Below are 22,544 nucleotides of genomic sequence, written 5' to 3' on the forward strand. Positions count from 1 at the left end.
TTGTAACGGACTCGGAAAAGCCCCTCGCCGTTAAATAGGGGCGTTAGATGCAAAAGGATAGCTCTATGGAAAAATATTGCATCATTTGCAGAGAAGAAAGCGATAACTTTTCTGATGAGCATGTAATCCCTGACGCCCTAGGTGGTTACTACCATATTTATACTGTTTGCAAAGAATGCAACTCTGATCTCGGTTCATCGGTTGACGCAAAGTTGGTTAATCATCAATTTGCAGAGTTCCAGAGATATTTGCTTGGTTTAACAGGTAAATCTAAAAAACTACCAAACCCATTCTCTGGCACGCACCATATTGCTGAAGACGTAAACAAAAAAATTCAACTTCGGCTTGGAGAGGACGGTAAGCCCACGCCCTACACCATTACCAATGTAAGCTATGAAGAATTAGAAACTGAAGGTGGCGGAACCAAAGTTAGTATATGTATTGATGCGTCGGATGAAAAAAAGCTAGATAGCATACTTGAGAAAATAGCGAAAAAATTGCAGGTACCAATAGAGCAGCTCGAAGGAATAGACCGCAGCGTTCAAACAGTCGAAAAACCAAACATTAAATGCTCGCTATCTATCGATCTGGCAGATTTTAAGATTGGGTTATTGAAAATTGCTTATGAATTCTCTGTGGACACAGTGGATGGGTATTTTTCGGATCCATCGGCTATAGAAATATCAGAAATTCTCAAAAATGCAAAATACGACTCAGTAGAGAAATTTGTTTCCATTGGAAGTGGTTTCGATCATCAAATATTTGATGGTTTACGTGATTATTTAGATTTTGAAAGTAAAAAACACTATCTCATAATTGTTGGTTCGCAAGATCATGGGTTAGTGTGCTTGGTTCACCTTCACGGGATGTTTTCAGTAGGTGTCCGCTTATCTAATTTACCTTATCCAGACAGCTTAGCGGTAATTGGTGTAAACGACATAGAAAAGAAGTCGTTCAGAAAGATACACCCAGAGCAGCTACTGCAAGAGGTTTTTGCACCTCCTGAGCTCAGATTTCAATACTATTTTCCAACAGAACACGCGGCTCAGGAATTCTTGGACCTGCAAACCTCTGAAGAATTTGGGTTTCATACAACGGAAGCAGGTCACCCCGTTTTTGATAGTCAAGGAAACCCTCTTGATTCAGACCTCTATTCAAAAATGAAGGAATCAGAGCATTTGGTAACCTCAGAGGCTTTAGAAGGAGGGGGTATAGCTCACACTTTCCCAATCCAAGATGAGCTATTCATAAAAATATTGCCCACAGGAAAGTTGGTGCAAGTAATAGCCGTCCGTGAAGAGCTGCGGCAGATTGCGAAGCTATGAATGGTTTGGCATCTAACAATTGCATTGAGAAGGACGCATTTTTCGCTACGCCCTTCGGGCTTCACTCCAAATGCGCCCCTCATGCAAGGCGTTAAGTGTCAAGGGAAGATATGAGCAAAGACCGCTATTACTACGATAGAATTACTATGGCTCTTGACGATCTCCTACGGTGCAAGCGATATTGTGAGGCGATGTTAAAGATTCCATTAGGAAAATTATTTTCCGTGATAAAAGGGCTTTGACCCCTTTAGTTGGCTTGTTTTAAGGCGGTTAAAGAGACTGAATGTGAACACCTGGGTTTGTTGTGGGCGGCAAGCTTGAGTTACTGGATCACAAAGCGTTCAACTGGGTTAACACGATGATTAGTAACGTTAAAAATTCACTTCGAGGTAGTTGCCATTCAATCGGAGCAAAGCATTTACCAAGACATCTGGCTGAATATTGTTTCCGTTTTAATCATCGCTTTGATCTGCCTGCAATGCTGCCCAAGCTTGGTCGTACCGCCGTCAGGACACCACCGATGCCATACCGACTCCTGAAGCTGGCTGAGCATTATGGGTAATCAGGTATTTTTATGTCAAAATGTCTAATCCGACAGTCTCGTTAGAAGTTAATAAGACCTTATGTTTAAGAGAGGATACTATGGAGTTTCTGAATAATGCGACCATAGCTGGAGTAATAGGTTCAATGCTAGCGTTTTTTTCAGCATTTGTGATGTATAAAATTAGTAAAAATTACGAAAGTAAAGAAAAAAAGAAAAATGTAGATAAAGAAGCTTTAAAAGACTTAAGAGAGTTGAAGAGATTTGTTTTGGATTCTCATGAGTATTTTAGGAAACTAATATTTAATAACTGCTTCAGCGGTTCAATGGAGCAGAATGGAAGCTCGTATTTGATGATGGAATCTACAATTTATCACCCGAGGAGAGACTTAATAAGTTGTGAATTAATAAGAAATTTCCCTTTTCACCAAGATTTACCTGATGGGTTCTATAAGATAGTTAAAGGGTATAACGCAGCTGTTGAAGAGCTGCTTAGTCAAAATGATCGCATAGAAAATGAATATACTGATGATTATGCTGGCATTAAACACATCATATTTCAGTTAGAAGCTATTCTTAATTACTCAAATGAAATTATTACTCATTGCGAGTGGTTTGAACTTAAATTCACTGATCGAAAAAAATATGAGGAGATTTCAAGTCAAACAAAGCCTTATTTTGAAGGTTATTACGGACTTTACTGTGCGCCATTAAAAGAAAAATTTAGAGGAGATAAAATAACCAAAGATATGCGTGATAGCTATCACGAAGCACGGAAAAATACAAATGATACGGGTATGTATATCTAACTCAAAGATAAGAATTTCTCTAAAAAGGCTATCAAGCCGACAGCTTTGGCTTCGCTTGGCTTTGTGCTTTGATAGCACAAGAACCCGTATCTAAAGGGTCAAAACTCTTTGATTGAAGTTTTCTCCGTGCCATAAGCGGACATTAAAAAGTCGGGATAACAATCTCTAAAGAGCATTTTGGTTTGTTCCTACTTATCTTGTTATTTACTATTTGAAACACAGTTAGATTAGCTATAGCTAACTATCAAAAAACTATTTTTTCCTCTATTAACCTATCAATAATAAGTCGAGTATATGTGGTTACATCCTGGCAGTTTGAAGTGCGATTGTTTAGCGTATTCAGCCAAGTATTGATCATAGTTTCAATCTCTATGCTATTATCAATATTAGAAAGATCGTCTCGAAGAGCGCTTGCCATGCCAGGCTTTATTGACTTTATGAACTCCGTTTGTCGCTTATCTAGATCGTTTCCGTCAATTTTTGACGCCAGCAAAGTTTTAATTAAAAAATCTCCATTGTCTAAAAAATGATGATAATAAGAAGAAGTACTGTACTCAGCATGATATTTCCCTAAGTAACCACAGATAAAATTCATCCGCGAAACCAAGATTAGCTTCTTGATACCCTCCTTCGGAAGGCTATAGGATACTACTTTATTTGAAGTGTAGTCTCCGCAACCAACTAGAGTGAACAATAGAAATACAGAACCAAGTAGGCGTATCCTAGACATGTATCCAAATCCTTTTAAAAATGTCATTGGTAAAATCTAGTCTATCATATGACTAATAAGATGTAGTCAATATTTTCATCCTCCTTCAATTGCTTTGCTCGAACCAATTTGTTTCCATAGTTTGTGGTTTACCCAAGTGTTGCAGAAATCAATCCGGTAGCTACGATATATTTTGGACTTCCTTTATTTCGACGGACATTAATGTACTCTAATTTAAAGCATAATTAATTTATAAGCGTATTAAGATAAAAAGTGTAAAATCTATCTGTTTAGCCTGGAGTTGACATTAATTAATCCGAAGGCATGTAATATTAAGTCGATATCTTTATTTAAAATGGAGTGGTAGTTATTGTTTTATTGTTTTTCTGAGCTTTCATGCTAAATAGGCAAGAAGTTCAAATATTAAAGTCACAAAAAAACTGTCTTATGGTTTGGGCTAGAATTTTTTGTCTTTAAGAGTATGACAGTCTCCTTTAAAATTAGAAATGACAACAGGATTTACCATTCCAGTAGGAAAAGAAAAGGTAGATCTAGAGGCTTCTCCTGTATAACGATTTATTGATAGTGAACTCATGATTACAAGATTTCCTAATTTATCCTTTGCAGTTTCTCCAAGAATGTATTCAGAGTCTGAAACATTGAGTTTTAGTTCGTATTTAGAATCACTATCTTTGGCTCCAAAAAATACACTAATATAAGTTAAATACTTACTTATTTTTAGTTTTTCTGGATTAAAAACAATCAAGTATTTCTGTGACCTACTTTCATTCAAAGTAGCAGGCATGAATTTTTCTGTGCCAGAGCATTGCAAGGTTATATCTTTGCCAAATAAAGTGGATGAGAAAAATATGCTAAGTGCTATTAAGAACTTAAGTTTCATTATCAGCCCCCCCCTTTATATGCTGTATAGCGTCATCATCTTATTTTATTGTACTAATTCTTTATAAACAATCTTAGATTATTCAGTATACTAAAAAAGGGAAAGATTTATTTTGTGCAGCAAGTTACGCCTGTCAGGCGCTATCGATTTTCATCCTATTTGCGCAAGCACTTTAATTCGAAGCCCTAACCGCTATTTCCGATGTTTTTTCTAGCAGTCGCGGAGCGACGTTCTAACCACTAGCCAGCCTCGTAGCGGCGATCTAGCCACTGCTTTTCCCATACCCCAACTGCTCTGATATCGCATTGCCCGCCTGAACCAGCTCCCCGATCCATTCATCCCGGCGGCGGTCTATCGGGGCCGAGAGGGATAGTCCGGCCACTGGCTGGTTGCTCTGATCGTAGATCAGTACGCCGATACAGCCAACACCGATCTCCGCTTCTTCATTATCCAGGGCATAGCCCCGTTGAGCTGATGTCAGACACTCTTCGGTCAGTGCTTCAAGGGAGTTAAAGGTATTACGGGTGTAGGCGGGCAGGTTGGTGCGCTGGGCATAACCGGCGATCTCCTGTTCGCCACTGATGCCCAGCATCAGTTTACCGACGCCGGTGACATGCAGCGGTGCCCGGCTGCCAACGATCTGTTGTACGTGCATCATGCGGTTGGGGGTGGCCTTTTCAAAGTAGATGACTACATCGCCTTCACGGATGGTGAGGTTGATGGTCTCGCCCAGCTTATCCCGCAGCTTTTCCATATAGGGCATCGCCACCGCCCGCAGGTCGATATCTGTATGCAGCCGATTACTCAGTTGCAATAACCGCTGTCCCAGTCGGTATTCACCGGCGCTGCTGCGCTCGACAAAACGGTTATCGATCAGCGAGTGAAGAATCCGGTGGGCGGTGGAGGGGTGTAGCCCGGCATCCGCACTCAGGACTTTCAGTTTCACCGGCTTTGAATAACGGGAGATAACATCTAGCAGCAGTGTGGCCCGGTCGATAACCTGAATCCGGGCTTCTGGTTTTGTATCTGACATAGAGATCTCCTGTTAAGGGCTGATGTATCGGCTTGATGCTTTTTATATTGTGCAATTTTTTATGAAATTACCACATAGCAACAATAAAAAACTGTATTTCATAATATGAAATTCTTAGTTTTCAACCATTTTCTCTATTTTATTCTTTTAATTTCAGTTAGTTAGTAAAAGTAAACGGGTAAATAATTAAAATTTCATAATATGGAATATTTGCATATTGCGGAAGTTAATCGTTCTTCTTATGGTGAATAACACTTAAGTCTTACTGCTTCAGACGATCCTGAGCAGAGTGCTTTTTTCTAACACTTATAAAGAGTATTCACCATGACAGATCAGAATCCTGTTTTTATACCCGGCCCGACCAATATTCCTGATCGGTTACGCAATGCGATGCATCTCCAGACCCGCGATCACCGCGCGCCGGATTTTGTTGAAACATTCGCTCCGGTACTGCGCGACTGCAAACGTGTTTTTGGTACTGAGACTGGTGAAGTGATTACCTTCCCGTCCAGTGGTACCGGCGGTTGGGAAGCCTCTATCTGTAACACCCTGTCAGCGGGTGACAAAGTACTGATCGCCCGCTACGGGATGTTTTCCCACCGCTGGATCGATCTCTGCCAGCGCCACAATCTCGATGTTCAGGTTATTGAGTGTGCCTGGGGCAGCGGTGCACCGGCAGATAAGTTTGCCGAGGTGTTGAGTGCCGACAATGGCCATGAGATTAAAGCGGTACTGGTAACCCACAATGAAACGGCGACCGGTGTTAAGAGTGATATCGCCGCCGTTCGTCAGGCGATGGATGCGTCGGGCCATCCGGCACTGCTGTTTGTTGATTGCGTTAGCTCACTGGCATCGATGCCGTTTGAGATGGATGCCTGGGGCGTTGATATTGCGGTTTCCGGTTCGCAGAAGGGCTTCATGCTGAATACCGGTATGGCCATTCTGGGGGTTAGCCAGAAGGCCCTGGCAGCGATGGAGACGGCGACTCTGACCCGCACCTTCTTCGATTTTCGCGACATGATGGCCGCGAATGCCAACGGTGGTTTCCCTTATACGCCTCCGTTGCAGCTGATCTATGGCATGAAAGAGAGTCTGGCGATGCTGTTTGAAGAGGGGCTGGAGAATGTCTATGCCCGTCATCACCGTCTGGCTGAAGGGGTGCGTAAAGCGGTTGACGCCTGGGGGCTGAAACTGTGTGCACAGTCGCCGGAGCTGTACTCCGATACGGTTAGCGCGATCTATGTACCGGAGGGTTTTGACAGCAACCAACTGACCGAACATGCCTTTAATGCCTACGGTGTTTCCTTCGGTATCGGTCTGGGAGAGATGAACGGTAAAGCGTTCCGCATCGGCCATCTGGGCTCACTGACTGACGTGATGGTGTTGTCGGGTCTGGCGACGATTGAGATGGCGATGGCGGATCTGAACTACCCGATCACGCTGGGCTCCGGGGTTGCCGCCGCACAGGAATATTTTCGTAAGACTGCCAGTAAGAACTGTGCCTGATGTTAATTTTTGAGGTATCCCATGACCGATATAACTGAACAGAAGATGACGATCCCCACCTATGATGATGTGCTGATCGCCCACGAACGGATTAAACCCTATATCCATGAAACGCCGGTACTGACCTCCCGTTTCCTCAATGAGCTGACCGGTGCAGAGTTGTTTTTTAAGTGTGAAAACCTGCAGAAGGCCGGGGCCTTTAAAGTACGCGGGGCATCCAATGCGGTGTTTGGCCTGACTGAAGCCGAGGCGGCGGTGGGCGTGGCAACTCACTCCTCCGGCAACCATGCGCTGTCGCTCTCCTATGCGGCGGGCCAGCGGGGCATTCCGGTGACGGTGGTCATGCCTCGCACCGCGCCTCAGGCGAAGAAGGATGCGGTGCGCGGCTATGGCGGCACCATCATTGAGTGCGAACCCTCAACCAGTTCCCGCGAAGCGGTGTTTGCCGAGGTGGTGGCTGAATCCGGGGCTGACTTTGTTCACCCCTATAACGATCCACGGGTTATTGCCGGACAGGCGACCTGCTCCAAAGAGTTGCTCAGTCAGGTGGATGACCTGGATGCGGTGATCGCTCCGATCGGTGGCGGTGGAATGATCTCCGGCACCTGTCTGACACTCTCCACCATCGCGCCCCAGGTGAAGATCTACGCCGCAGAACCGTTGAATGCGGACGATGCCGCCCGCTCTTTCCGGGCCGGTCATATTATTGCGGATGATGCTCCGGATACCGTCGCCGATGGCCTGAAAGTCCCGCTGAAAGACCTGACCTGGCACTTTGTCAGCAACCATGTCACCGACATTCTCACTGCCACCGAGGAGGAGATTGTCGAGGCGATGAAGCTGGTGTGGAAACGGATGAAGATTGTGATTGAACCCAGCAGCGCAGTGCCCCTGGCGACCATTCTGAAGAATCCGGAACTCTTCAGAGGCAAACGGGTAGGGGTCATTATTACCGGCGGAAATGTCGACCTCGACAAACTGCCATGGCTGAACAACTAAGAATTTTGACAGGAGAACACCAATGAATGCACAGAATGAATTGCACAATCTGGAAGTAGGGTACGACGTTCCGGCCATCCCGGGAATGGATGAAGCAGATATCCAGACACCCTGTCTGATTGTTGATCTGGACGCGCTGGAGAAGAATATCCGCACCATGGGGGATTACGCTAAGCAGATGGGCGTGCGCCACCGGGTGCACGGCAAGATGCATAAATCCGTTGATATCGCGTTGTTGCAGGAAAAGCTGGGCGAAAGTTGTGGCGTTTGCTGCCAGAAAGTGTCCGAGGCGGAAGTGTTTGCCCGTGGCGGTATTAAAGATGTACTTGTCTCGAATCAGGTGCGTGATCCGGCCAAGATCGACCGTATGGCGCGGTTGCCGAAACTGGGTGCCCGGACGATCTGTTGTGTTGATGACATTGAAAATGTCGCGGAACTCTCTGCTGCCGCGCAGAAGCATGGCACCCAGATTGAGTGTCTGGTTGAGATTGACTGTGGTGCCGGACGTTGTGGTGTGGCTGCGGGACAACCGGTGGTGGATATCGCTCAGGCGATTGATGCGGCTCCCGGTCTTAAGTTCGCGGGCATTCAGGCGTATCAGGGCGCGATGCAACATCTGCAGAACTACAACGAGCGCAAAGAGAAAGTGGATATCGCCATTGAGATGGTGGCCCGTTCGGTTGAGATGCTCAGAGCGGTTGGCCTGGAGTGCGACATCGTTGGCGGTGGTGGTACCGGTTCTTACTACTTTGAGGGTGCTTCCGGTGTGTATAACGAGTTGCAGTGTGGCTCTTACGCCTTTATGGATGCTGATTATCAGACCATCCATGATGAAAACGGTGAGCGGATCTCTGAGTTTGAAAACTCACTGTTTATCCTGACCTCCATCATGAGTCATGCGAAAGCGGATAAAGCGATCTGTGATGCCGGTCTGAAAGCGCAGTCGGTTGATAGTGGACTGCCCTACGTGTTTGGTCGCGATGATGTGGAGTATATCAAGTGCTCCGATGAACACGGGGTGATCTCCGATCCCAATGGCGCACTGAAAGTTAATCAGAAGATCCGCCTGGTGCCGGGACACTGCGATCCCACCTGTAACGTTCACGATTACTATGTGGGTGTGCGTAACGGTAAGGTTGAGACGCTGTGGCCAGTCTCCGCCCGTGGTAAGGCGTATTAATAAAGCGGTCTTATTAATCTCATCTTTACGGTAGCTGCCCGTCCGGGCGCTACCGGTTATCCGAATAAGGAGAATATCTATGGGTGGTTCTATTGAAGAACGTAGTTTTGAAGAGCTTTCTCCGGTTGATGCAGGCGCAGGAATATCCCTGGTATCTGAAGCGGTATGTGAACAGGTGGTGGGTCGTCCTGAAGCCTTCACTGCTGTTGAAAGCGTGTTTGCTGCGATGGCCAGCGGTGCTGCCTATAACTTTCCCGTGGTGCGGGAAGCGATCGGCCACGCGGATGCCCTCTATGGGTTCAAGTCCGGTTTCGATCGTGCCGGGATGGTACTGGGGGTTAAATCCGGCGGCTACTGGCCGGGCAACGTTGATAAAAACCTGACCAACCATCAGTCCACCGTGATTCTGTTTGATCCGGATACCGGCCAACTGCGGTCGCTGGTGGGAGGCAACTATCTGACGGCGGTACGCACCGCTGCCGCGTCGGCGGTGTCTATCGCTCATCTGGCGCGTAAAGATGCCCGGGTGCTGGGGATGGTGGGTGCCGGACATCAGTCAACCTTCCAGTTGCGGGCCGCTCTTGAACAGCGCAACTTTGAAAAAGTGGTTGCCTGGAACCCCCACCCGGAATACCTGTCCCGACTGGCTGCCGTGTGTGAAGAGCTGGGTATGCCGTTTGCCGCCGTCGAGCGGGAACAACTGGGCGCCGAGGCGGATGTTATTATCACTATCACCTCAGCGTTTGAACCGTTGCTCATGAAGCAGTGGATTAAACCGGGAACCCATATCGCCTGCATGGGCACCGATACCAAAGGTAAGCAGGAGGTTGATCCTGAACTGCTGGCATCAGCCTCCGTCTTTACCGATGAGGTGGCGCAATCGATCAGTATCGGTGAAGCGCAGCATGCCGTCGCGTCCGGGTTGCTGAATGAAGCCGATATCACGCCGATAGGTGAGGTGATTAATGGCACCCATCCGGGTCGTCGGGATGATCTTGAGATCACCCTGTTTGATGGCACCGGGGTCGGTCTGCAGGATCTGGCCGTCGCTTCTGCAGCAGTCGAGCTTGCACAAGCCAAAGGGCTGGCGGGACAGGTCTCTTTGTAACTGAGCACTTTATAAACAAGCTTTTTATAACTGAGCTGACTGCCCTGAGCAGATCTAGTCTCTCCCGCTGAGCACCCCTTCCGACGGACGGGGTGTTTTATTGGTTAATCCTCTTTGTATTACAGGTATCCATGATGGCTTCTGTTGCGCGATTACGACTGCGTCAGCTGCTGGACAACCAGCAGTGTGTGACCTGCGCGTCTGTGTTTGATCCCCTGTCTTCAAGAATGGCGGATGATATTGGTTTTCAGGTTGGCATACTGGGTGGCTCAGTGGCCTCGCTGATGTCGCTGGGTGTGCCGGATATCTATCTGCTGACCCTGAGTGAGCTGGCAGAGCAGGCGCGCCGGGTGTGTCTGGCATCCGACCTGCCAGTGATTGTCGATGGTGATAATGGCTATGGTAACGCCCTCAATGTGATGCGAACGGTGTCTGAGCTGGAACATGCCGGCGCGGCGGTGATCACTATCGAAGATACGGTGATTCCCAGACCTTATAAACAACCGGAGCTGAACCTCAGTACGGTGGAAGAGGGATGCAGTAAATTACAGGCCGCGCTGCAAGCCCGTAACGATGCTGATATGGCGATCTTTGCCCGCACTCATGCACAGCAACCCCATCGGGATCTGCTGCAACGGGTGGATGCCTATAGTCGCACGGGTGTTGATGGTATCTGCATTTTTGGCCAGATCTCCAAGGCGCTGCTGGTACAGCTTAACCGGGTGACTGATCTGCCATTGATGCTGATCGATTATGCAGAGACGACGGTTTCAGCAGAAGAGATGATGCAGCTGGGGGTAAGGATCCACTTCAGGGGGCATCGCACCTATGAAGACTCCGTTAAGGCGATCTATCAGTCACTGCTGCAACTGTATAACAGCGATTTTCCCAGCCGCGAAATGGCTAACAGCCGCAATGGTAAACAGCTGATTGGCCGGTTTGCTCAACAACAGAGATTCAATGCGATCTGCAATGACTACCTCAACCCCTCCCATGGGTAATGGAGTCGTTTGAAGGGGGGTTAACGGATCAGCAGATCCAACAGGGCCGACGGTTCATTAATCAGATAATCGCAGTCACTGCTATGCAGCTCCCCGGCTTCGCCATAACCCCAGCTAACCGCCACCGAATTAAGACCATGGGCCCGGGCCGCCCGGATATCGCTCGCTCTGTCGCCGATCATCCAGTGACGGCTGTAGGGCCTGGGGTGCTCTTTGATCAACTCTCCCAGATGCTCAGTTTTATCACTTTTAGCGCCGTTGAGTTCACTACCGTGAACCCCCTCAAACAGTTTAGCCAGCTGTGCATCCTCAAGTAGCCACTCAGCCTGCGGCTGGGGTTTAACTGTCAGCACCCGCAACCGCAGCCCGGCATCTGAAAGCTGTTGTAGCAGATCCCTGATACCGGGATAAACCTGATAGTTGCGAATCCCCTGTTGCAGATAATGCTGGCGAAAGCGGATCACTGCATCCTCAATCAGCGCCTTCTCAGTGCTGTTCATCAGTCGGGCAAAGCTATCGCGAATAGGTGGGCCAAAGCAGCGCTGTAGCTGCTCAGGGTCGGCCTGTGGATACCCCAGACCGGAGAGGGCGCTCTGGATCGATTCGGCTATTCCCCGTTGAGAATCGAGGAGGGTGCCATCGAGATCAAAAAACAGCGTTTTCATGGCGTTTATATTTATCTATCCGGTTACAGAGTGTGAGTTGATTATTGTACACAATTTTAAAGATCGTTGTTCGATGTCCGAACGCTACGCTTGTCCGAAGTGCGGCATTGGGCTGAATCGCTGCAGGATGCAGCTCCTACGAGGGCGTTATTCGGGGGCCGGGTCCGAACGCTGCGCTTGTTCGCAGTCCGGAAAATGCAGGTTGGTTGTCTCGTTTGTAGGAGCCGCTTTCAGCGGCGATATTGGGTGCAGGCATTGGGCCAAATCGCTGCAAGATGCAGCTCCTACGAGGGCGTTATTCGGGGTCCGGGGTTCGAGCGCTGCGCTTGTCCGCAGTCGGAAAGAGCAGAGGGGGTGGCATCTTTTGTAGGAGCCGCTTCCAGCGGCGACATTGGGTGCGGCATTGGGCTCAATCGCTGCAGGATGCAGCTCCTACCAGGGCGTTATTCGGGGGCCGGGGTCCGAACGCTGCGCTTGTCCGAGGTCGGAAAGAGCAGAGGGGGTGGCATCTTTTGTAGGAGCCGCTTCCAGCGGCGATAGAATCGCTTTTGTAGGAGACGCGCTAGCATGCCCTCCGGGTACCTCGCGGCGATAGTCTGAACAGGCATTGGGCCAAATCGCTGCAGGATGCAGCTCCTACGGGGGCGTTATTCGGGGGCCGGGTCCGAACGCTGCGCTTGTCCGCAGTCCGGAAAATGCAGGGTGGTTGTCTCGTTTGTAGGAGGCGCGCCCTCGCGGCGATATTGGGTGCAGGCAATAAGCTCAATCGCTGCAGGATGCAGCTCCTACGGGGGCGTTATTTGAGGTCCGAGGTACGGAAAAGCACAAAAAAAAGACCGTCAGCGTCCTGACAGTCTTAAACCCTCGCAGAGGGGAGTCAACAAGAATCTTACCGACAATGATAGGTTGCCGGTGAAGACACAGCACCCGGACCTGTGAAGCCTGAGATCAGCGATCACTGGTTTCAGGGCCGTAATGCTGTTGCTATTGTGGTTAATCCTGACTTTTTGGTCAACTTGTTGTCAGATAATCCCGTTTCATAATATGGCAACAATATATATTATTATTTGTATACAATACTTTGGTCTGAATGTAAGTTTTATCTATATATTCGTTTTGTCTACCGCTGAGTGAGGGTTGCCCACAGCGCCGAACGATCAGATTTCTCAATTAATAAAATTAACAATTCAGAGGTAACACTGATGGTCAGACTAAATCTGGAAAATTCGATCACCATAATCCAGGCGGCATTCAATAAAAGCCGCGAGCTGAATACTTCGCCATTGACCGTGGCGATTCTGGACAGTGCGGGCAGGCTGATCTCGCTGCAGCGTCAGGACGGTTCCAGTATGCTGCGGCCGGATATTGCGATAGGTAAGGCCTGGGGGGCGGTAGCGATGGGTAAATCCTCCCGTGATCTGGGCCGGGATGCGCTGGAACGTCCCGCCTTTATCTCATCGTTAACGACGCTGGCGCAGGGGCATCTGGTACCGGTAGCCGGTGGTGTGCTGGTGCGCAACAGCGAAAATGAGGTGGTTGGTGCTGTGGGAGTCAGTGGTGATCTGTCCGATGTGGATGAGCTGTGTGCCATCACCGGCATTCAGGCCGCCGGGCTGATCGCGGATGCCGGGGCTATCTAGCGTATAGTCGTTTATTAAGACAGATAAAGCCTCCGATCAGACCTCCAGTCAATCGGGGGCTTTTTGCTATTCAGGCTGTATGCTTTTAACCCCACAGCCTTTCAGTATCAGCCGGGTGAGTTGCTCTGCGGCGGTGTCGTAGTCAGCCTGACTCATCTTATCTTTACCGGTCACCCGGGATATCTGCCAGTCAAAATCGGCATAGGTCTGGGTGGCCGCCCAGATGGTGAACAGCAGATGATGGGGGTCTACCGGATCGATCAGCTGGCGTTTGACCCAGGACGCTATTCTGTTACTGCTGACCCTGGTCTGCTCCATCATCTGTTCAGCAATATCCTCAGGCAGATGGGGAGCACCATGCATAATCTCACTGGCAAACACCTTCGAGGCGTGGGGGTGCTGTTGCGACACCCGGATTTTGGCGCGGATATATTGTTCCAGCACGGTGGCCGGATCATCGTTCTCGTAAAACGGTGTGGCTGCCTGCAACAGGGGATCAATAACGCTTTCAACAACGCTGCGGTAGAGGTTTTTTTTACTCTTGAAGTAGTAGTAAACGTTGGCTTTGGGGAGGCCCGCATGGTTGGCTATATCCATGGTTTTCGTCGCGGCGTAACCCCGGGCGGCAAAAATTTCACTGGCAGCCTGAATAATCAGCTCCCGGTTACGGTCCCCTATTTTAGCCATCGGCTTACCTTATCCTGTCTTATTCTTTAACCGTGATGGTCAACTGCGGGGCCATGTTATCACCCGCACTGAACCCGGCTCAACCGTGTTATTGCGAAAATGAAAAAGCCCTGTCGGTTAACAGGGCTTTTTAGCAGAATGTAGCAAACGGATTGTGACGCTGACTACTTTGTCAACGCGCCCTGAGCGATCCAGGTGCCCAGCAGATCCCGTTCCTGCGGCGTCATCTGGGTGATATTACCCAGCGGCATCGCCTGGGTGGTAATCGCCTGCGCCTGAATCCGCGGAGCCAGCATCTGGATCTGTTGCGGATTATCCATGATGACCCCGAGAGGTGCGGCGGTAAAACCGGCAAAGGTCGGTGTGGCCGAATGGCACACGGAACAGCGCTCATCGATGATCTGCTTCACCTGTGTAAAGCTGACCTGGGTGGTGGATGTTTCAGCGGTTTTCGGTGCGGTGACAAACGCCAGTGCGATCATCCCCAGCGCCGCCGCGGGAAGGGTCCAGACAAATTTCTGGCTTTCGTGACGGGTGTTAAAGTAGTGGCGCACCAGCACACTCAGTATCGCTAAGCCCGCCAGAATCGCCCAGTTATACTCAAAGCTGTAAGTGCTGGGGAAGTGGTTGCTGATCATAATAAACAGCACCGGCAGGGTGAAGTAGTTGTTGTGCCGGGAGCGCAGTAAGCCTTTAGCTGGCAGCGCAGGATCAGGCTCGCGCCCTGCATTAATTGCCCCCACCAGATCACTCTGAGCCGGCATAATGATAAAGAATACGTTGCCCACCATGATGGTGCCGATAATAGCGCCGATATGGATGAATGCCGCGCGGCCACTGAATACATGAGTGAAGCCCCAGGCAGCAGCAACCAGCAGAACAAACAGAACCAGGCCCAGCAGTGCGGGTTGCTTACCCAGGGGGGAATCACACAGGGTGGTATAGATAAACCAGCCCGCCACCAGACTGCCGACACTGATGCCGATGGCGGCAGCCGAGCTGAGGTCTGAACCGGGCGCTACCAGATAGAGTTGTGCATTGAGGTAATACACCACCGCCAGCAGGGTAAAGCCAGACAGGAAGGTCGCGTAGGCTTCCCATTTAAACCAGTGCAACTGCTCCGGCATTTTTGGCGGAGCCAGTTTGTATTTTTCCAGATGGTAGATGCCGCCTCCGTGGATAGCCCACAGATCGCCGGACAGACCTTCACGGGGGTTACTCCGGTCCAGGTGGTTCTCCAGCCAGACGAAATAGAAGGACGCGCCGATCCAGGCGATACCGGTAATCATATGTACCCAGCGTACCGCCAGGTTTAACCATTCAGTGATATGGGGATCCATGGTTTACTCCTCATATAGTGACACTCATAGCTTTCGCTAAAGGCCAAAGTGTTAATGTTCTTGTTGTGCTCTGGTCGCTATTGGCTGTTCTCAAGGGCTATTTTCAAGGACTGTTCTCAAGGACTGTTCTCAAGGACTATCTCAGTGTCTTCAGCAAAGAAATATTCATCGCAGTTATTGCCCTCACCCTCACGGTCGACCACCAGAAAGTCATCTTCGGGCACGCAACTTAACACCGGGTGATGCCAGACGCCGGGGTGGTAATTGATCCCCTGGCTGCCATCGGTGATAAAAGCCCTGATATTGGCAGGCTCTGGCACTTCGCCGGGTTCTGCAACAATAATCAGAAACGGGTTCTGCTTCAGGGGAATAAACGCCTGACTACCAAACGGATGCCGCTCCAGCAGTTTCACCCGCAACGGCATTGCCAGCCCCTGAGCGCGGAAGATACTGATAATCCCCCGGTCGTCCGGCTTGCCCAGCATCACTTCAGCCAGTCGGTGGAAACGCTGGGTAGAGCCGTTGTTGATCATGAAAAAATCACGATCCCGGGTCTCAATCACCGTGCCATAGGGGGCGAATGCGGTGGCGGTCAGCGGTTCCGGTGTTAGCGTCAGCCTGGTTTGTTCAGTCATTTAAAGCACCTTAGTCCTTAGTTCTCAGTCCGTAGCTCTTAGTCAGAAATATGGCCAAACAGTCTCAGTCGGCTGATGCCGCCGTCCGGGAAGATATTCAACCGGATATGGGTGATCGGCCCCAGCGCGTTGATCTGCTCACTGAACTCATGTTCCTGATGCATCTCCAGTTTTTGCGAGGGCAGTAACTCTTTCCAGAACAGGCTCTGGGTTTCGATCTGCTCATCGGTGCCGCCTTTAACGTAGGCGGCCTGAATGGAGCAGCTGTCCGGGTAGTTGCCCTTAAAGTGCAGGGTGTCCACCACGATGCGGCTGATCTCGCCTGGATGTCCCAGGGCCACGATTACCCAGTCATTTCCCGGTGTCCGGCGGCGGGCGGTTTCCCAGCCATCGCCCATATTAACCCCTCGTCCCGGGTTAAGAATGTTGCTCATCCTGCCGAAGTGTTCGTCACTACAGGCCAGCGCCCGGCCACCGTTGAGGGAGGACGCCAGATCGATCTCCTGCTCGCTGCCAATCTCAGACCAGTTCAGGTAGGGAGTGCCATACACCCGTAAACGGGCAACACCGCCATCCGGAAAGATATTAAAGCGGATATGGGTCCAGGGCTTATCATTATTAATGGCGTGCAGGTGGTGGCTATTGCCATTCAGGCTGACGGCACTCAGGAGTTCGGTCCACTCGGCATCTTCAGCTGGATCTCCGTCCTGACAGAAGCAGGCTTCCAGTGAGGCTGAAGGCGGGTAGTTGCCGGTGAAGAACGAGGTATCGATATCGACGCCGCTGATCACACCGGGTACGCCGAGGCGGATGATGGTGTAGTCATAGCCTTCAAAACGCTTACGGCGGGATTCCCAGCCATCCATCCATTTGCCATTGTCGTCAAAAACACCCTCTTTCCAGACGGGGGCTTCGGGTTGTAGCATCCGGTCGACGGCGGCAAACCAGTCGTCGGTTACAAAAATTGCCTTGCTGCCCAGACGGGCGTCAGCCAGGTTGATCTGTTTCTCAAATGTTGTTGTCATTATTTTACTCATCTAGCGTAAATTGGTTACATAGCTTCCAGTCGGAACTGCGCTATTTTGTTGATTTCCTGTAATGCCCGGCTGAACTCCTGCTCGGGACTGTTATGGATGCGCTCTTCAAAGGCCGCCAGAATCTGGTGCCGGTTGCTGCCCTTGACCGCCATAATGAACGGAAAACCAAATTTCGCTTTATACGCATCATTCAGCTGGGTAAAACGGGCGAACTCTTCGGCGGTGCACTCACTGATGCCCGCACCGGCCTGTTCTGACGTTGAAGATTCGGTCAGCTCACCCGCAATAGCGGCTTTTCCGGCCAGGTCCGGGTGAGCATTGATCAGATCCAGCTGAGATTGTTTATCAGACTCGAGCAAGATCTTTGCCATCCGTCCATGCAGAGCCTCTATCTCATCACAACGGCTATCGATTCCCTGATCAAAGACCTGCTCAGCAACCCAGGCCGAATGCTCATAGATGTCGCCAAAGGTACTGACAAAGCTTTCGCGGCTCATCTGGCTTGGGGTGCAGCTTTGAAACTGAGCGTGACTCATGATGCGCTCTCCGGGTTAAAGGGGTGTTCGGCGTACCAGTGTTTGGCAATGTCGATGCGGCGACTGAACCACACCTGCTCATGGCTCTGGGCATATTGGATAAACCGTTCCAGTGCTGCGATCCGGGCCGGACGACCGATAAGACGGCAGTGCAGACCGATAGAGAGCATTTTTGGTGCATCGGCGCCCTCTGCGTACAGGGTGTCGAAACTGTCTTTCAGATACTGATAGAACTGTTCGCCACTATTAAAGCCCTGTTGTGTGGCAAAGCGCATATCGTTGGTGTCCAGTGTATAAGGGATCACCAGATGGCCCTTGCCCTGATTATTGACCCAGTAGGGCAGGTCATCGTCATAGGCATCGGAGTCATACATAAAGCCGCCTTCCTCCATCACCAGCTTACGGGTGTTGGGGCTGTTGCGACCGGTGTACCAGCCCTGCGGCCGCTCACCGGTCACCTGAGTGATGATATCGATGGCGCGCATCAGATGATCACGCTCTTCCGACTCATCAAAATACTGATAGTCGATCCAGCGATAACCGTGGCTGCAGATCTCATGGCCGGCCTCGACCATCGCTTTTGCCACCTCCGGGTGACGCTCAATCGCCATCGCCACAGCAAAGATCGTCAGGGGGATCTCGTATTTACTAAACAGTTTTAACAGACGCCAGACACCGGCACGGCTGCCATATTCATAACAGGACTCCATACTCATATGGCGCACACCGGGCAGCGGCTGTGCCCCCGGCATCTCTGACAGAAACGCCTCGGACTCGCTGTCACCATGCAGAATGCAGCGCTCGCCCCCCTCTTCGTAGTTAAGAACAAATGATATAGCGATACGGGCCTCACCAGGCCAGCGGGGATGGGGCGGATTGCTGCCATATCCGATCAGATCACGGGGATAGTCATTGTTCACAGGGGCACTCCTTAACGAAACGGTAAGCATCTATTGGACTAAATAATGGATCAATCCAAACTGGTATGCAATCATTGTATACAATATTTTTTAAAAGTAACAAGCGAAAATAGGCAGTAAATTCCAGGTTAGCCCGGGTGGATCTCCACTAAAACCGATGCTACACCTTTAAGATCAATGGTTTCAGGGTTTGATTTCAGAATGTGATATTACTCAGATAATAATGTATACAATAAATTAAAAAATTGTCTTTAACTGTGGTTTTGGCTGTTCTATAGTGTAGCTATCTTCAGATCAGTTTAGTCCGGTCTGCCGAACGTAAGTCGCAAACGTTTAACTATGCAAAGCGTAAGTATAAAAGAGAGGATGAATAACTTATGGGTTATCTGACAACACATGTGCTGGACTCAGCCCACGGCTGTCCTGGCAGTGACATACCTGTCGCGCTCTACCGTATCAGCGATACCCGCCGCGAACTGCTGCATACCACCCTGACCAATGATGATGGCCGCTGTGACCAGCCGGTGCTGGAAGGAGCTGATTTTAAAAAGGGCGTCTACGAACTGGTCTTCAGTGTTGGCAGTTATTACCGCAAACGGGGTGTCGAACTACCAGAACCCGCCTTCCTTGATGATGTGGTACTGCGCTTTGGTATTGCCGATGAAGAGGAGCACTACCATGTTCCACTGCTGATCTCGCCTTACAGCTATTCGACGTATCGCGGGTCTTAACTGCAGTCGCTAGACGTCGCTTCGCGACTGCCAGACGCGGCTTCGCCGCTTGCTAGTTGTTAGAAAAAGCGTTTCAAAAGCTGTAGCTCGTTGTTCGTTGCTCGAAAAAGCGGGGGTTGGTAATTGTAGCAACGACGCTAGCATGCCCTCTGGGTATTGTAGGAGCTGTGGGAGCGACGCTAGCATGCCCTCTGGGTACCTCGTCGCGATTGGTATTACTGCCGCACTTATTATTAAAGGGACTCAACCACACAATTAATCAACCCACTGTTGCGCTCGTTCCCATGCTCCGGCGTGGGAATGCATACCCTGATACCACGCCGATGATACTCTTTGATCCCCTGTGTTTTCTACGCCAGAACGACTTTCAGAGATCAAAGGTTAACCACAGAGAACACAGAGGTCACAGAGAAAGGGCGACCTTTTACATCTGTCTTTCTGTAAATTTCATGCTGTCATATCCCCGATCAATTTCTTACGTGCTTCTTACACACAGGCGGAGCAACTTCTGTAAAAATTAAAGCCTACCTATAACGGTTTTTTCTAATACAGAGGTTAGCTATGAAATACTTCCTGAACGTTCATCACTTATATACCAGCCTGGCGCTGATATTCATGTTGCACGGCGGCACTGTTCACGCGAATACTGCCCCCATCGACGATGGTTATCTTAATCCGGTGGAAGATCTACGTTACTATATGGAACAGCTTGAGCGTTTGCCCGAAAGATTAGGGGTGATCTGCTGGGCAGCTTATGAGGTTCATAAAGAGGGTAAACATGAGAGTGCGATGACCCTGCTTAATGCTTGTGCTGACCGAGGCCTGGTTGCCTCAATGTTAATGCTCTCAAATTTTTATGAGGACGGCGTGCTTAATACAGGTGAACTACCTGAAGTTGCGACGTTATGGTTAAAGCGTGCGGCAGACACTGGCGATAGCCGGGGGCAGTATTATTATGGCCTGGCGCTGTTACGGGGTTACGGCCATAGCAGAAATGAAACACTCGGCCGGCAATGGATAGAACTGGCTGCCAGACAAGGGTTTCCAGATGCCGTAGAGGCGTATGAGCAGTGGAGATAATGTGCTAAGTCGGTTGATTAGCAGCACTGGCCGGTATGCTGGGTTGCTTATCGGTATCGCCGTTCTGATTCCGTTTATGCTGGTCGTTGGACTGGGTATTCATGGTTATCGGGCGCTGGACGAGCTGCATAAGGGCGAGTTGTTCGATAAGACTACGGCAGAGTCCAGGCTGTTACAGAGTTTATTATCCAGGCAGGTTGATGCCCTGGCCTTATCGCATCAGACCGCGGTGCGCAGTGCGATACTGGATGATAAATATGGAGATTTAAGTTCTCTGGCCACTAATAGCCCCCTGATTGAACTGGTATCTGTGTATACCGACGATGGTATTCTCTACCCGGATTCTGGCCTCGCACTGACGTTTTTTGATAAAACGTTACTGGACGATGTGAAAACAGACATTATCTCTGCACATGATCAATTACAGCGTCGCTCAGCTAATCAGACAGTGGATGTCTGGCTGGCGGTAACCACTTCAATTGGTCCTGCATATCTTTACTGTTGGCGGGGGCAGCCAGGTATGACCCTATGTGTGTTGTCGACAGCTAAAGTGGTACATGATTGGGTGTGGGATAGCGATGAACTCAGAGTGCTGAGCCATGACTTTAAAATTGAGGACAGCTTTAGTCAGTTGCAGGCCGCTCCTGATACTCCGCCCAAGGTGCAGTACACCTTCAAAAAACTCGGGTTGATCATTACGCCGCAACTTAAAGTTGCACCGCAGGAAACTGCCTCTGCTCGCTGGTTATTTCTCGCGATGGTGCTGCCGCTGCTGGGGCTGAGCTGCGCTGTCTCCTACCTGGTTTACCGGCATTACAAAGTGCAGGTCTCGCGGGCGGAACGCTGCTTAGTTGTACTCAGGATATTGCCCACGAACTCAGAACTCCTCTGGGTAATATCAATTTGTATGTCGGTCTCATGCTGCGCTCCGAAGAACAATCAGATAAAGAACGTTATCAATTGATTGTTGATAACGAGATGCTGCGTATTTCTCAGATCATCGATAATGCCACAGCACTCATGCGTGGAAAACCAGTAGACCCGTGGCAGTATTTGTCACCGGCAACCCATTTACAGTCGCTATATCAGCAGTATCAGCTCCGGTTGACGTCAACGGGCTGTCAGCTTTGTGTACAAACGACACTCAATGATAAGTACTGGTATCCAAAACTCGCGGTTGAGTTAGTGTTACTGAATCTGCTCGACAACGCGCGTAAGTATGCTCCCGGACATCTGGTTACAATGGCGGCAGGACTGGAGGACAACGAATTGTTCTTCTCGGTAAATAACTGCAGGCAGCAAGCGGTTGATAGCCCCTATGCTATCGCCCCTGCCGGGCTGGGCCTTGGCTTGCAAACCTGTCAGCGACTCGCAGCTCAATTTGATGGTCGACTGGATATGAAAATGACAGACTCCGGCCGTCACTATAAGCTTTATCTGCCCATACTGAAGCGAGATCCCCCATGTTAACTGTGCTGATTGTTGAAGATGACTCTCTGACCACTTTGGGCTTAAAAGAGCTTTTGACACTTGAGGGTTATCGTTGCCTGTGCTTTGACACGGCAGAACACGCCTGGCAAGCCTGTCAGCAGTCGAAACCGGATCTCTGTATTCTGGATCGGAATTTACCGGGCATGTCGGGTGACGAACTCTGTAAAAGGCTGCGAAGTCACTGGCCGACACTGCCGATTCTGATGTTATCTGCCAAGGGCTCTGAACCTGAACGTATTGAAGGACTCGCGCTGGGTGTGGATGATTATGTCAGCAAACCTTACAGTGTGAATGAACTGTTAGCTCGCATCGAGGCGATGGTGAGAAGAATACCCCTGTATAAAAGCTGTGAACCGATCTCCGGATTCTGGATGCGTGATCTGTATGTTGATGTTGGTGGTTTAAGGGCGGTGCGTGAGGGTAATTCAGTGGAATTAACCCCCAGAGAGCTATCTATTCTGCGCTTATTGTATGAATCAGAGGGCAATGTGGTAAGCCGGGATATGCTGTTTAACGAGTGCTGGGGACGCGATTACTTTCCCAATAGCCGGGCGCTTGATCAATCTATTGCGGTGCTAAGGGGGAAAATTGAAACAGATCAGAAGGTTCCCGAGATTATTAAAACCGCACGGGGTTCTGGCTATCGTTATGAGGCATGAAGGGCTTACAA

The 22,544-nt window shown here is 49.8% G+C and carries 23 protein-coding genes and 1 pseudogene; 14 read left to right on the plus strand and 10 right to left on the minus strand.

The window, feature by feature from the left end; genetic code table 11:
- Positions 1-47: 47 nt before the first annotated feature.
- The 3 genes and pseudogenes from OCU43_RS06385 to OCU43_RS06395 all read left to right on the plus strand — a co-directional run bounded on the left by OCU43_RS06385 (position 48) and on the right by OCU43_RS06395 (position 2,675).
- Entirely contained in the window at positions 48-1,325 is a 1,278-nt protein-coding gene (locus OCU43_RS06385; protein ID WP_091352416.1) for an HNH endonuclease, read from the plus strand.
- Between the two features lie 251 nt (positions 1,326-1,576).
- Positions 1,577-1,887: pseudogene (locus OCU43_RS06390) on the plus strand (transposase); the annotation flags it as partial.
- Between the two features lie 80 nt (positions 1,888-1,967).
- Positions 1,968-2,675 carry a hypothetical protein gene (locus OCU43_RS06395; RefSeq protein WP_091352420.1) on the plus strand — a complete coding sequence of 236 codons (708 nt, stop codon included), beginning with the start codon at positions 1,968-1,970 and terminating at the stop codon, positions 2,673-2,675.
- 244 nt (positions 2,676-2,919) lie between these two features.
- Here the strand turns inward: OCU43_RS06395 and OCU43_RS06400 are convergent, their stop codons facing one another.
- The 3 genes from OCU43_RS06400 to OCU43_RS06410 form a co-directional block, all read right to left on the minus strand.
- Positions 2,920-3,405 (minus strand): hypothetical protein, encoded by a 486-nt coding sequence (locus OCU43_RS06400; RefSeq protein WP_091352423.1) that lies wholly within the window; start codon positions 3,403-3,405, stop codon positions 2,920-2,922.
- Positions 3,406-3,841: 436 nt separating this feature from the next.
- Complete coding sequence (locus OCU43_RS06405) at positions 3,842-4,285, minus strand: hypothetical protein (protein WP_091352426.1); 444 nt, start codon at positions 4,283-4,285, stop codon at positions 3,842-3,844.
- 262 nt (positions 4,286-4,547) lie between these two features.
- Positions 4,548-5,318 carry an IclR family transcriptional regulator gene (locus OCU43_RS06410; RefSeq protein ID WP_091352428.1) on the minus strand — a complete coding sequence of 257 codons (771 nt, stop codon included), beginning with the start codon at positions 5,316-5,318 and terminating at the stop codon, positions 4,548-4,550.
- A 324-nt stretch (positions 5,319-5,642) separates the two neighbouring features.
- Between OCU43_RS06410 and bhcA the strand changes: the two genes are divergently transcribed.
- The 5 genes from bhcA (at position 5,643) to OCU43_RS06435 (ending at position 11,112) form a co-directional block, all read left to right on the plus strand.
- On the plus strand, positions 5,643-6,824 hold the full coding sequence (gene bhcA, locus OCU43_RS06415; RefSeq protein ID WP_091352431.1) for an L-aspartate--glyoxylate aminotransferase BhcA: 1,182 nt from the start codon (positions 5,643-5,645) through the stop codon (positions 6,822-6,824).
- Between the two features lie 21 nt (positions 6,825-6,845).
- Positions 6,846-7,823 carry a beta-hydroxyaspartate dehydratase BhcB gene (gene bhcB / locus OCU43_RS06420; protein WP_091352434.1) on the plus strand — a complete coding sequence of 326 codons (978 nt, stop codon included), beginning with the start codon at positions 6,846-6,848 and terminating at the stop codon, positions 7,821-7,823.
- 22 nt (positions 7,824-7,845) lie between these two features.
- On the plus strand, positions 7,846-9,003 hold the full coding sequence (bhcC, locus tag OCU43_RS06425) for a 3-hydroxy-D-aspartate aldolase BhcC (protein WP_091352438.1): 1,158 nt from the start codon (positions 7,846-7,848) through the stop codon (positions 9,001-9,003).
- A gap of 79 nt (positions 9,004-9,082) precedes the next feature.
- Entirely contained in the window at positions 9,083-10,111 is a 1,029-nt protein-coding gene (gene bhcD, locus OCU43_RS06430) for an iminosuccinate reductase BhcD (protein WP_091352440.1), read from the plus strand.
- Positions 10,112-10,245: 134 nt separating this feature from the next.
- The gene (locus OCU43_RS06435) at positions 10,246-11,112 is read left to right on the plus strand and encodes an isocitrate lyase/PEP mutase family protein (protein WP_175483410.1); all 867 of its coding nucleotides are present in this window, start codon (positions 10,246-10,248) and stop codon (positions 11,110-11,112) included.
- Positions 11,113-11,132: 20 nt separating this feature from the next.
- On the opposite strand, the gene OCU43_RS06440 is transcribed toward OCU43_RS06435, so the two are convergent.
- Positions 11,133-11,777 (minus strand): HAD hydrolase-like protein, encoded by a 645-nt coding sequence (locus tag OCU43_RS06440; protein WP_091352445.1) that lies wholly within the window; start codon positions 11,775-11,777, stop codon positions 11,133-11,135.
- A gap of 1,202 nt (positions 11,778-12,979) precedes the next feature.
- On the opposite strand from OCU43_RS06440, the gene OCU43_RS06445 reads away from it, so the two are divergent.
- Entirely contained in the window at positions 12,980-13,417 is a 438-nt protein-coding gene (locus tag OCU43_RS06445; RefSeq protein ID WP_091352447.1) for a GlcG/HbpS family heme-binding protein, read from the plus strand.
- 66 nt (positions 13,418-13,483) lie between these two features.
- On the opposite strand, the gene OCU43_RS06450 is transcribed toward OCU43_RS06445, so the two are convergent.
- The 6 genes from OCU43_RS06450 to puuE all read right to left on the minus strand — a co-directional run bounded on the left by OCU43_RS06450 (position 13,484) and on the right by puuE (position 18,602).
- Complete coding sequence (locus OCU43_RS06450) at positions 13,484-14,104, minus strand: TetR/AcrR family transcriptional regulator (protein WP_091352450.1); 621 nt, start codon at positions 14,102-14,104, stop codon at positions 13,484-13,486.
- A gap of 164 nt (positions 14,105-14,268) precedes the next feature.
- A complete protein-coding gene (locus tag OCU43_RS06455) occupies positions 14,269-15,444 on the minus strand; it encodes a urate hydroxylase PuuD (RefSeq protein WP_091352452.1) in 1,176 nt (391 codons plus the stop codon).
- Positions 15,445-15,560: 116 nt separating this feature from the next.
- Positions 15,561-16,079, minus strand: coding sequence for an ureidoglycolate lyase (locus tag OCU43_RS06460; RefSeq protein ID WP_091352455.1), 519 nt, complete (start codon positions 16,077-16,079; stop codon positions 15,561-15,563).
- Positions 16,080-16,117: 38 nt separating this feature from the next.
- A complete protein-coding gene (alc, locus tag OCU43_RS06465; protein WP_091352459.1) occupies positions 16,118-17,104 on the minus strand; it encodes an allantoicase in 987 nt (328 codons plus the stop codon).
- 26 nt (positions 17,105-17,130) lie between these two features.
- Entirely contained in the window at positions 17,131-17,652 is a 522-nt protein-coding gene (gene uraD / locus OCU43_RS06470) for a 2-oxo-4-hydroxy-4-carboxy-5-ureidoimidazoline decarboxylase (protein ID WP_091352462.1), read from the minus strand.
- The gene (gene puuE / locus OCU43_RS06475; protein ID WP_217647365.1) at positions 17,649-18,602 is read right to left on the minus strand and encodes an allantoinase PuuE; all 954 of its coding nucleotides are present in this window, start codon (positions 18,600-18,602) and stop codon (positions 17,649-17,651) included. Before puuE ends, uraD begins: the two co-directional genes overlap by 4 nt.
- A gap of 347 nt (positions 18,603-18,949) precedes the next feature.
- On the opposite strand from puuE, the gene uraH reads away from it, so the two are divergent.
- The 5 genes from uraH to OCU43_RS06500 all read left to right on the plus strand — a co-directional run bounded on the left by uraH (position 18,950) and on the right by OCU43_RS06500 (position 22,533).
- Entirely contained in the window at positions 18,950-19,303 is a 354-nt protein-coding gene (uraH, locus tag OCU43_RS06480; protein ID WP_091352468.1) for a hydroxyisourate hydrolase, read from the plus strand.
- A gap of 561 nt (positions 19,304-19,864) precedes the next feature.
- Complete coding sequence (locus OCU43_RS06485) at positions 19,865-20,383, plus strand: tetratricopeptide repeat protein (protein ID WP_091352469.1); 519 nt, start codon at positions 19,865-19,867, stop codon at positions 20,381-20,383.
- A complete protein-coding gene (locus OCU43_RS06490) occupies positions 20,367-21,347 on the plus strand; it encodes a hypothetical protein (protein ID WP_245756467.1) in 981 nt (326 codons plus the stop codon). Before OCU43_RS06485 ends, OCU43_RS06490 begins: the two co-directional genes overlap by 17 nt.
- Positions 21,287-21,853 carry a sensor histidine kinase gene (locus OCU43_RS06495; protein ID WP_245756468.1) on the plus strand — a complete coding sequence of 189 codons (567 nt, stop codon included), beginning with the start codon at positions 21,287-21,289 and terminating at the stop codon, positions 21,851-21,853. Before OCU43_RS06490 ends, OCU43_RS06495 begins: the two co-directional genes overlap by 61 nt.
- Positions 21,847-22,533 (plus strand): response regulator transcription factor, encoded by a 687-nt coding sequence (locus tag OCU43_RS06500; protein WP_091352474.1) that lies wholly within the window; start codon positions 21,847-21,849, stop codon positions 22,531-22,533. Before OCU43_RS06495 ends, OCU43_RS06500 begins: the two co-directional genes overlap by 7 nt.
- Positions 22,534-22,544: the final 11 nt, after the last annotated feature.

The sequence above is a fragment of the Amphritea atlantica genome (genome assembly GCF_024347255.1).
GTDB classification, from domain to species: domain Bacteria; phylum Pseudomonadota; class Gammaproteobacteria; order Pseudomonadales; family Balneatricaceae; genus Amphritea; species Amphritea atlantica.